Below are 11057 nucleotides of genomic sequence, written 5' to 3'. Positions count from 1 at the left end.
CTCGGTCACGAATCCGCGGAAGGGAACATGAGCACTACACTTTTCGACCGACCATCGGTAACCCGCCAAGCGCTGCACTCTTCGAGCGCCGTTTACAACGGGTACATCGTTAGGATTCGCTTGATTCAGTTTCTGAAGGATCTGCACGGCAGCAGCATCCTCAGCTTGGCGCGAGTACCGATGCGCAAGCGCGAAGGCCTGATTGAAACCCAACAATCGCTTCCTGCCCTGCAACTCGATGGCAAGCCGAAACTGCTTTTCACTACTTCCATTGCCCGTCAATTTGATTGGCATATGCCACCTCGTGTTCTTGATCAGTGTGCCGTGAGGACGAGTCGCATCAACTACTTCACAATGTCGCCTTGAATCAGGAGTGCGCATCGAGCACGGTCGTCGCTCGCGCTGGATTCTGACACTGAGCATAAGCGTTGCCGTGCGCATCGGGCGACGTGCGGCGCTCGCCGGCACCGGCGAATGGACAATCCCCACGCGTAACGCGCTTCCTCGGACAGTGTCATCTGCTCGAGGACATCGCCCAGAAACAAGGCGACGGTTGGCAGATCTGACCTGAGGCATGCGGTCTCGGCAAATAGATTCGCGGCCTCAGTAACGCGTCCCTCAGCGCGGGCCGCGAATGCGCGCGCCAATCGATCGACCGCAGAAGTGCCTGCTGTGCCCTCGAGCGTTGAGGCGACGACTTCGCGGCTGTCAGCAAGCTTGCCCAGTGACGCCAGACAACAGGCGATCATCAACTGTAAAGGGCGATCGTTCGCGCATGATTCGCGAAGGCGGCGGAACACGTCTAAAGCCGCGGACACGCGCTGCTGACGAAGAAGTTGATAGCCTTGCGCGAACAAGTCCGCGAACTTCGTTCCATTCGACCCCGCGAAACGCGACGCCGGTTGAATACCGTGTCGATGATCCCAACGCGTATGTCGTTTGCAAATGTTCATTGTGAATCTCCTGTGGATGGATGTCGCGGTCTCCGTAGTTGAGGATTCTTTGCCTACCGAAGCCTACAACGGGCAGTCGGCGAAAACCTGCGGCCGCGTCGTGCGTGGGAACAAGCGAAGCGAGGGCAAAGGCCGATGGTCCTCCTGTTCGTTCGAATCGGCGCTAAACTCGCCTTGCCTGGTACTCGGGCTTGATGCCGCGAAAGGCCCCACGACCTCTTCCTTTGCCACGCAGACGACGCCGTTTTCGGAATACGTGTGGGAATGGTCCGTTCGCGGCGATCGTCCGTCAATAATGGCCGCAGCTAGAACCTGCACGTGCTTGTCAAGAATCGCTCGACGGACGATTGCTCCGGGGCCGACGTGCACTCCATCCATCAAGATCGAGTCCTCGACCACGGCGCCCGGAGCGATGCGACATCCCCTGCCAATAATCGAACCGGACACGTGAGAGGCGTCAATGATGGAACCGGCGCAAAACACATTCGGCCGCGATGCGACATCTCGTCCGCCGACAGCAGTCGCGACGCGCGGAGGCGGCAGGCTGGGCTCGAAAGTGCGCAGCGGCCAACGCTCGTCGTAAAGATTGAGCGGGGGCTCCCGGTTCAGCAACTCCATGCTGGCCTGATAGTATGCGTCCAACGTGCCGACGTCGCGCCAATACGGGCGATCGCTGGCGACGCCCTCGAAGGTGTGCGCCATGGCTTGGCCGCGCGAAATAATTGACGGCAACAGGTGATGCCCAAAGTCTGGGCCGCCGGCTGATGGCGCAGCGTTTACCTGCAGCGCCTGCCGGAGGAAATCAGTCGAAAAGACGTAGATTCCCATGGAAGCGCGGCATGTTCCGGGCTTCCCCGGAATGGATTTCGGATTGGCGGGTTTCTCCTGAAATCCCACGATTCGATGCTGATCGTCGATCTCCATCACGCCGAACTGACCAGCCGCCTCCGTGTCCGGAACCTCCAGGCACGCCACGGTGGCTGGCCGTCCGTGCTGTTCGTGGAACTGGAGCATCAATCGGTAGTCCATCTTGTACACGTGATCGCCTGCCAGGATTAAGACGCGTTTGGCGCCCATCCGCTCGATCGAGTACAAGTTCTGGAACACCGCGTCGGCTGTGCCACGATACCAGTCATCGCAGACGCGCTGCTGGGGCGGGATCAATTCCAGGCACTCACCCAATCCGGCTTGGAAGTAGCGGCCCCAGCCTGAATGAATGTGGCGATCCAGGCTCGCTGACTTGTATTGCGTCAGCACGAGCACTTGTCTCAAGCCACTATTCAGGCAATTCGACAGTGTGAACTCGATGATGCGATAGGGGCCGGCGAATGGCACCGCCGGCTTGGCACGATCGCGCGAAAGTGGATCCAGGCGCTTCCCGCGCCCGCCCGCCAGAATGATGGCCAATGTGTCAGTCATTTCGATCCTCCGGTTTTCTGAAAACGTCTTGTTCGCGGTCTGCCGGGACGAGCCAACGCCTAGTGGCTCGAAGCGCTCTCCCTATCGTCGTCGTTCTTGCGGGTTGTTTGTCTGTCCAAGGGCAACTCTGAACGCCGCACAGGGATTTCACGCGGAGCGGCGATTCCCAACTTCACCCGGTCCCCATGCACATGGAGCACAACCACTTCGATGTCGCCACCGACACAGATGGTTTCCCCGTGCCGTCGTGAAAGCACTAACATGGCGTCCCTCCTGTGAAATTCGCTGACGCGAGGCGGAGGTCACCGCCTCGTTGAATCCGACGGCGACCAACCAAGAAGCATCGAAGCTTCCGTGCCGATCACTATCCATTGCCTACTATGCATCTTTGCTTCTGGCAACCCGGATCGCGCATGTGATGCTAGGTTATTGATGGCAAACAACTTGCGAAAACACGCGGAATCGACGTCTGCGCCAGGTCGCCGAAGGTATTTGCACCATTTTTGATTGTACACTATGCTCTTAAGGCTGCATTTGCTCATTGACGAGGCTCATTGACGAGGTTGTTGCATGCTTTCCACCGAAGATCAGATGATCGTCGCCCTGCGAAGGATCAGCCAGGCAGTGGATCAGTACTCCCGCAAACTGTGGCAGGAATTCGGGCTCACGGGGCCGCAATTGGCAATCCTGCGGGAGCTATTGAGAGCAGAAAACGTCTCGCCCGGTACCTTGGCGAAGGCAATGCACTTGAGCCAGCCGACCGTGACCGGAATCCTCACGCGACTTGAGTCCAGCGGATTGATCGTGCGTCGGCGATCTGACACCGACCGAAGAATTGTGATTGCGGTCGCGACAGATGAGGGTAAGCGAGTGGCCGACGCCGCGCCACCTCTGCTTCGGGACCGGTTTCGGAAAGAATTAAAGCTACTGCCGGAATGGCAGCAAACCGAACTTCTGGCGGCATTGCAGCGAGTAGCTATGATGATGCAAGCACCGGATGCCGATCTGCCACCATTGCTGTACCTTGAAGGCGCCGATGTCGTCGAGAACGTAAACGGTTCGCGTGGGCGTGCTCCGAAGCGACGACAGTCCGCATTCGCGAAGATCGCTAGCGATCAAGAGAATACAAGCGGCGTCGTTCCGACCTAGGCGTTGAATACATGGATGTGGAGGCGCATCGCGTCGCATTCCGTGGCCATGCGACGACCACTCTGGTGACGCGACAGCTTGAACGAGGGAGCTTGTGGAAAGCAGTGCGGTCTTAACCACTCTGGCGGCCTGCGTGGCCCTTGGCGCATTGGCGCAAGGATTGGCCTCGGTAAGTCGATTGCCGGCAATCGTATTTTTGTTGCTCCTCGGAATGATCGCGGGTCCGCATGGGATCGGCCTGATCAATCCGTCGAGCTTGCACGAAGGATTGCCGGTACTCACGGCGATCTTCGTGTCGATCATTCTTTTTGAAGGAGGCCTGACGCTCCGGCCGCAGGTGTTGCGCGAAGCGATCAAGCCGGTTCGTCGCCTTGTAACCATTGGACTTTGCGTCACCTTGTTCGGAGGGGCGGTCGCAGCTCATTTTCTGCTGTATGTTCCCTGGCCCGAGGCGTTCTTGTTCGCGTCGCTGATCGTGGTCACTGGTCCAACCGTGATTACGCCAATCCTGCGCCGTATCCGCCTCAAGCCGCGAGTCCACGGAATTCTCAAGTCCGAGGCGATTATCATCGACCCTATCGGCGCCAACATTGCCGTGGTGTTGCTGCAATACGTTCTCGCGTACTACGAAGAGCGGGCAAGTTGGCAGAGCGCGGTTTGGGCCATGACGTTGCGAGCCACAACAGGGATCGTGATCGGCGGCGGCTTGGCATTGGCAGCAGCGTTTGTCCTCCGTTTAAGATTCTTTCAGCATCGCGATCAGATCGCTTTGGTTAATCTGGTATCACTAGCGACTGCGCTGCTGTCGTTCGCCGTTTCAGAATCGCTTTACCATGAATCCGGCGTTATGGCCGCCACGGTCGCAGGACTGACATTAGGCGCACTGCCAATTCCTTTTCGAGAAGAGTTGGAGCACTTCAAAGAGCAGTTGACGGTCTTGGGCGTTTCGTTGCTCTTTCTGTTGCTTGCCGCTAACGTTGCCCCTGGCATGATCTGGCGGATCGGCTGGGGCGAAGTGCTACTCTTGGCGAGCCTCATCTTCGTCGTTCGCCCTTTGGCGGTGTGGGCGTCCACGTTCGGCGAAGGTCTCGATTGGCGTTCCTGGATGTTCGTGAGCCTGATCGCGCCGCGCGGCATCGTTGCGGCCGCCATGGCCGCGCATGTGGCGGATCAATTGCATCCGCTACGCGCTGATTCCGCAGAGTTGATTGAATCGCTGGTGTTCCTGACCATCGCCGCCACGGTCCTGCTGCAAGGCTGCTGGGCCGGCACATTGGCTCGGGCCCTGGATCAGATTGAATTCGACCCGCCAGGAGTCTTAATCGTTGGCGTGAATGAGCTGTCGTTGACGCTGGCCGAACAGCTCACTGCCGCCGGGACTAAGACGACCTACATGGACAACAGCCGATGGAATGCAGGATTCGCCCGCCGTAGGTGTCACACGGTCGTGCAGGGTGATGCGACGCAAGAGCAGAGTTATGAGGACTTGGATTGGTCCGAGCTTGGCTGGTGCGTGGCAATGACCGGAAATGACGCGCTGAATACGCTCGTTTGTGATGCGGCCAAGGTTTGGTTCTTTGACGAGCAGGTCTTACAAGTGGTGGCAAAACCAGATGATATTCGAAATGCCACTGGAGTAAGACTCTCAGGCCGTCGCGCCATGGCCAGCAATACGCCGCATGCGGTCATCTGCTCGATGTTATCGGCGGGGCGATTGCGGATCGTCGAGCGAAGCGACGGCGAGGACTCCACGCCTAAGTCAGGGCGCAAGGTGGTCGTGCCATTGCTGGAGAGAGACGAACTCGGCGTACGCGTTCATACGTCGAAATCGGCTGAATCGACTGTGACGACCGTTATGGAGTTAGTCGAGGCGGACGACGAGGAGCCCGCAAGTCGGGCAAATGCAGAGCGTGTTCAGCCGGAGCCGTACTCAATCGTGCAGGAGCGACTCACGCAAGTAACGTTGGTATCGCTTAGCGAGGTTGGTTGTGATGCATCATGAAAGCGATTTTGGAACCAGGTCCATCGACGATGCCAAGGCAAGATTAAACATCAAGCGTCTGGCATTGCAGATCCACGATGCGAGTTTGCCTGCGACCCCCGATGAGGACGTCGGCCGAGGTTCGCCTTACAGCTATGGCGCGGAACAGTTCTTCACGTTCATCGCCGGCCTGGGTTTCGACACCATTCAATTCGGTCCGCACGGCATGACGGGGCGAGGCAATGCCTCGCCTTACGACGGCACGATTTTTTCTCGCAATCCGCTCAATTTGCCTCTCGCCCGCCTGGTCGATGAGGGACGACTGCCGCGAGCCAGTTTCCGTGACGTCGTGGCGTCGCTTCACGCATGTGGAAGAACCCCCGCATATTCAGCGTTGTACGATGCGTTTGAATCCGCCCAGCGTGAGATCGTCGCCGCCGCGTCGTCCGCTGACCGCGCTGCCTCGGGCGACTTTCTGTTCGCGAACGCAGAGTGGTTGCTGCCCGACGCGATCTACGCGGTTCTGAGCCGAATTCATGGCCGCCCGTCTTGGCGAGATTGGGGCGGTTCTACGCAGGGCGTCTTGGATCAGCGATTGTACCATCCAGAATCGGGAGCCGCGTCCGCCGCCGCTCGAAGGATCGATTCCCTTCGCGCGGAATATCAACGCGAAATTGAAAACTACGCGCTCATTCAATTCATCCTTGACACGCAGCATCAAGGCCTGCGAGATCGTCTGCACACGTTGCGGCTGGAAGTGTTCGCAGACCTGCAAGTTGGCCTGTCACTCCAGGACACTTGGGCCTATCAAGGGCTGTTCCTGCCGGGTTACCGGTTGGGAGCACCCCCGAGTCGCACGAATCCTTTGGGACAACCCTGGGGATATCCCGTCTTCGATCCGAACCAATATGGATCAGCCGATGCTCCCGGACCCGTGCTGAACTTCGTGCGGGCGCGCATCCGCAAGGCCGTCGCGGAATCTGACGGCGTGCGCATCGATCACCCTCACGGTTGGATCGATCCGTGGGTCTACGGCGACGACGACCTTGACCCCTTTCATGCGGTTCGGCAGGGAGCGAGATTGTTTTCCACGCCGAACGATCCAAGGCATCCGCAACTTGCGCAGTTCTCGATCGCCAGGATCGACCAACTCGCTCGCGAGGAGCCAGAGTTTGGAGAAGAACGTGTTCGCGACCTGGATCGAACGCAAGTCGCCCGCTACTCCGCGCTGATCGATGAAGTTGTCGCGGCATCGCGCGTATCAGACAGTGCAAGTGAATCGGTCGCCTGCGAAGTGTTGAGCACGCTCCCTAGGCCGGTTGCCGAGGTGTTGCGTCGCCACCGACTAGGGCGTTTCCGCGTCGTGCAGAAGATCAATCTGAACGACCGCACGGACGTTTATCGCATCGAGCATGCCCGGCCTGAGGACTGGGTTATGCTGGGAACCCACGATTCGCCGCCAATTTGGTTGCTGGCAAATGCTTGGTGCGTCACGGAGCAGGGAGCGGCCTGGCGCCAGTACGCTACTCAGCGACTCGGCTCCGATTGGGATCCGACTTCAGCGCCGGAGGAAATGGTGAACGAGTCGGGCGCGCTTGTGAATTGCGTCTTCTCAGCAATGCTGACCGGCGAGGCGAGGCATGTATTGGTGTTTTTCGCGGATCTGTTCGGCTTGACGCGTCGCTACAACGAACCCGGATTGGTCAACGACGTTAATTGGACGCTGCACGCACCGTCGGACTTCGCGGCGGAATACGCGAGACGACTTGCCAAAGGCGAAGCGCTCGATTTGAAACAGCACTTCGAGCTGGCAGCGAAGTGCAGTTCAGTGCGGCGGTAGACGGCCGCGGTACGAATGTAATCGCAGGTCGCAAACTGTGTCGCCAGATCGTTGCACTTAAAATCATTTCTTCTGCAACGTATAATCCTGGCAACAAATGCTCTCGTGCAGGAGATGGGAGTGTCCGAGAATCGAAATGGGGGCGATTCAAAGTTTGAGCGCCGCATGTTGGCGGCGCTGCGACGCATCGTTCATGCCATCGATCTGCACTCGCGCGAGCTGTTGGAGCAGTTCGAAGTGACCGCCCCGCAGCTGGTGTGCTTGCACGTGTTGGCTGGCGACGGAGAGCTAAGTTCTCGCGCTTTGGCCGCGAAGGTTCACGTAAACCCCAGTACGATCGTCGGTATCCTTGATCGACTGCAGAAGAAAGGCTTCGTTCAACGTCGACGAGACGAGCGCGACCGCCGAACCGTTTTTGTCGGTCTCACTGCCAAGGGTACCGCTTTTGTCCGACAGGCTCCGTCTCCTCTTCAAGCGTCGCTCCTGGATCGTACTCGAGGGCTGTCAGTCGCAAAACAACGGAGTCTAGCTGAGTCGCTGGAAGAAATCGTCAAGTTGATGCAGGCGGATGAGTTGGAGGACATGCCCGTTCTGGCGTCGTCGAGATACGCCAAGCGCAGGAGTCGCTAGCACAACGGCGTACGCGCGTCGACGTCATTCCATGCTCGGGCTGCAGATCGAATTCGGAGTCGACGATGAAACGCCTGGATAACTATTCGTCCGATGGACGCAGCCGCGTGTTGATCGAAGCAGTGTCGCCGCGGGTCGACGACGGTCGATTTCCCGTCAAGCGTGTCGTCGGCGACGTCGTCGAGGTCCGAGCGCGCATTTTTACGGACGGCCATGATTTGATTCAGGCGAGACTTAGGTTTCGTCACGAGGATGAGGCAAAATGGACGGAGTGTTCAATGTCGCCCGAGTCCAACGACTGGTGGAATGGTCGCTTCGAGGTGGGGCGATTGGGGGCTTACCGCTTCTCGATTGAAGCTTGGATCGACCGATTCGGTTCGTGGCGGCGGGACTTAATGAAGCGCCTCAATGCGGAACAACCGGTCGACGTGGAGCTCCTCCAAGCGCACGAAAGATCTGACGAACATCATCGTGACAGTGGTCAACCTTGATCCGCGTCATAGGCAATCCGGTTGGGTGGATTTGCCGCTTGCAGAGTTCGGCATCGATTCTGCTCAAGCATTTCAGGCGCATGATTTGCTAGGAGATGGTCGGTTCCTCTGGCACGGAACTCGCAACTATGTCGAACTTGATCCACAGACGTCGCCGGCGCAAATCTTTGCGCTGCGGCGACGCATGAGGACGGAGGCGCAGTTCGAGTATTTCTTGTGAACCGCGACAACGACGAACTCATCATTGCAGCTAGCGACTCAGGCATAGGAGCGACGCCATGCTGGAAAAGGATTTGAGCTGGTACAAAGACGCGATCATCTATCAAGTGCATGTGCGCTCGTTCTGCGATTCCACGGCGGACGGCATCGGCGATTTTCGCGGACTCACCAGCAAACTCGGCTACATCCACGACCTCGGCGCGACTGCTATCTGGGTCCAGCCGTTCTTTCCCTCGCCGTTGCGCGACAACGGCTATGACATTGCCGACTACGAGACCATCAACCCCACGTACGGCACTTTGGCCGATTTCAAGGCGTTCCTCCGCGCCGCGCACGCTCGCGGACTGAGGGTCATCATTGAATTGGTGCTCAATCATACATCCGAGCGTCATGCTTGGTTTCAGCGCGCCCGTCGAGCGAAGCCAGGGAGCCGCCATCGCGACTTCTATGTTTGGAGCGATAGCCCCACGTTGTACGGCGACGCGCGCATTATTTTTCGCGACTTCGAGACCTCGAACTGGACTTGGGATCCCGTGGCCGGCGCGTATTATTGGCATCGCTTTTACAGTCGCCAGCCGGATTTGAACTATGACAGTCCGGATGTTCGGCGCGCCGTATTCCAGATTCTCGATCATTGGCTGGCGATGGGAGTGGACGGTCTGCGGCTCGACGCGGTGCCGTACCTCTTCGAGCGCGAAGGCACGAACTGCGAGAATCTGCCAGAAACGCACGCGTTTCTGCAGGAGATTCGCGCTTACGTCGACCAGCACTATCCCGGCACCATGCTGCTCGCAGAGGCCAATCAATGGCCAGAGGATGCCGTCGCCTATTTTGGCGCAGGAGACGAATGCCAATGCGCATTTCATTTTCCTGTGATGCCGCGGATGTTCATGGCGGTGCAGATGGAAGATCGCTTCCCCATTATCGACATCATGCAGCAGACGCCGGAGATCCCCGAAACGTGCCAATGGATGATGTTTCTGCGCAATCACGATGAATTGACGTTGGAAATGGTGACCGACGAAGAACGCGACTACATGTACAGCGTGTATGCGCACAATCCGCAGGCACGCATCAATCTGGGCATCCGGCGTCGGCTGGCGCCGTTGCTGGGTGGTCATCGCAAGAAGATCGAGTTGCTCAATTCATTGTTGTTGTCATTGCCTGGCACGCCCGTCATTTATTACGGCGATGAGATCGGCATGGGCGACAACATCTACTTGGGCGACCGCAACGGCGTGCGTACGCCGATGCAGTGGAGTTCGGATCGCAACGCCGGATTCTCGTCGGCGAATCCGCAACAACTCTTCCTGCCCACGATCATTGACCACGAATACCATTACGAGGCCGTTAACGTCGAGACGTCGCTTCGCAACGGACACTCGCTTTTCTGGTGGATGAAGCGACTGATCGCCTTGCGGCAGCAGCACCCTGTGTTCGCGCGCGGCGTCCTTCGCTTTCTCACGCCAGAGAACAATCGGGTTCTGGCCTATCTGCGCCAAGACGCGCAGCAGACAGCGTTGGTGGTTGCCAATTTGTCACGATTCTCGCAGTTTGTGGAACTTGACCTGAGCGAGTTTCGTGGTTATTCGCCGGTCGAGATGTTCGGGCATTCCGTGTTTCCGCCTGTGGGGGAGCCGCCCTATATGCTGACCTTGGGGCCGCACAGCTTCTATTGGTTCTTGCTGCAGCCAGCCGGCCGAACGCTACAGCCGATCGTCGATGGTCCGTCGCCAGCGATTGAGGAGTCGGCGCGGCTGCCGAGCATCAAAGTGGAAGGATCCTGGCATCTCGCGCTAGACGGCAAAGCGCGACGTGCGCTGACTGAATTGCTTCCGGACTGGCTCTGTGAGCGTCGTTGGTTCGCGGGGAAAGGAAAGCCAGTCAGTGGAGTGGAAATCGCGGACGTGGTTCCGTTGGCGGATCGCGCGCTCGGCGCTGACGTGCAACTGCTGTTGTTGACGGTGAATTACGCGAGCGCGCAGTCAGAAAACTATTTGCTCCCCGTAAGCTTCGCCACCGAACGGCATGCCGACCAGCTTCACGCGGACGAGTCGACCAAGCGACTGGCGTTCCTGGAGGTGGAACGAAGTAAGGGAGCTATCAATGGCGTGCTGTACGACGCGTTCGGAGACGAATCATTCAGTCAGTTGCTGCTGGAACTGGTGCGCGGCCGGCGCCGCGCGCAGGGCCGCGAGGGTCGGCTTTCCGGCCAACCGTTTCGCGCCCTGCGCACCTTGTGCGAGTCGCCTGATAAGCGGTTGCCTTCCCGATCGCTTCGAGTGGAACAAAGCAACAGCGCCGTCGTGTTTGGCGACCGCCTGCTGATGAAGCTGTTTCGAAAGCTGGACGGCGGCGTCAATCCGGAGTTGGAG

General features: G+C 58.5%; 10 protein-coding genes. 8 read left to right on the top strand and 2 right to left on the bottom strand.

Going from position 1 to position 11057, the window contains the following annotated elements:
* Nucleotides 1-366: hypothetical protein (locus tag SGJ19_05355; GenBank protein ID MDZ4779659.1), on the top strand; the 366-nt coding region annotated here is incomplete at its 5' end.
* 650 nt (nucleotides 367-1016) lie between these two features.
* On the opposite strand, the gene SGJ19_05350 is transcribed toward SGJ19_05355, so the two are convergent.
* The gene (locus SGJ19_05350; protein MDZ4779658.1) at nucleotides 1017-2372 is read right to left on the bottom strand and encodes a glucose-1-phosphate adenylyltransferase; all 1356 of its coding nucleotides are present in this window, start codon (nucleotides 2370-2372) and stop codon (nucleotides 1017-1019) included.
* 59 nt (nucleotides 2373-2431) lie between these two features.
* Nucleotides 2432-2635, bottom strand: coding sequence for a carbon storage regulator (locus tag SGJ19_05345; protein ID MDZ4779657.1), 204 nt, complete (start codon nucleotides 2633-2635; stop codon nucleotides 2432-2434).
* A gap of 307 nt (nucleotides 2636-2942) precedes the next feature.
* Between SGJ19_05345 and SGJ19_05340 the strand changes: the two genes are divergently transcribed.
* The 7 genes from SGJ19_05340 to treS all read left to right on the top strand — a co-directional run.
* Complete coding sequence (locus tag SGJ19_05340; protein ID MDZ4779656.1) at nucleotides 2943-3521, top strand: MarR family transcriptional regulator; 579 nt, start codon at nucleotides 2943-2945, stop codon at nucleotides 3519-3521.
* A gap of 94 nt (nucleotides 3522-3615) precedes the next feature.
* A complete protein-coding gene (locus tag SGJ19_05335) occupies nucleotides 3616-5523 on the top strand; it encodes a sodium:proton antiporter (protein ID MDZ4779655.1) in 1908 nt (635 codons plus the stop codon).
* Nucleotides 5513-7342 carry a 4-alpha-glucanotransferase gene (locus tag SGJ19_05330; protein ID MDZ4779654.1) on the top strand — a complete coding sequence of 610 codons (1830 nt, stop codon included), beginning with the start codon at nucleotides 5513-5515 and terminating at the stop codon, nucleotides 7340-7342. The genes SGJ19_05335 and SGJ19_05330 overlap by 11 nt, the downstream gene beginning before the upstream one ends.
* A 120-nt stretch (nucleotides 7343-7462) precedes the next feature.
* The gene (locus tag SGJ19_05325) at nucleotides 7463-7972 is read left to right on the top strand and encodes a MarR family transcriptional regulator (GenBank protein ID MDZ4779653.1); all 510 of its coding nucleotides are present in this window, start codon (nucleotides 7463-7465) and stop codon (nucleotides 7970-7972) included.
* A gap of 65 nt (nucleotides 7973-8037) precedes the next feature.
* Complete coding sequence (locus SGJ19_05320; protein MDZ4779652.1) at nucleotides 8038-8463, top strand: maltotransferase domain-containing protein; 426 nt, start codon at nucleotides 8038-8040, stop codon at nucleotides 8461-8463.
* Nucleotides 8450-8683, top strand: a complete 234-nt coding sequence (locus SGJ19_05315) for a hypothetical protein (protein MDZ4779651.1) — start codon at nucleotides 8450-8452, stop codon at nucleotides 8681-8683. Before SGJ19_05320 ends, SGJ19_05315 begins: the two co-directional genes overlap by 14 nt.
* Before the next feature lie 58 nt (nucleotides 8684-8741).
* Nucleotides 8742-11057, top strand: a 2316-nt coding sequence (gene treS / locus SGJ19_05310) for a maltose alpha-D-glucosyltransferase (protein MDZ4779650.1), incomplete at its 3' end; no start/stop codon positions are given.

This window comes from Planctomycetia bacterium (assembly GCA_034440135.1).
GTDB lineage: Bacteria > Planctomycetota > Planctomycetia > Pirellulales > JALHLM01 > JALHLM01.
Note: the sequence above shows the minus strand (reverse complement) of the source record. Positions and strands in the feature narration are given on the sequence as shown.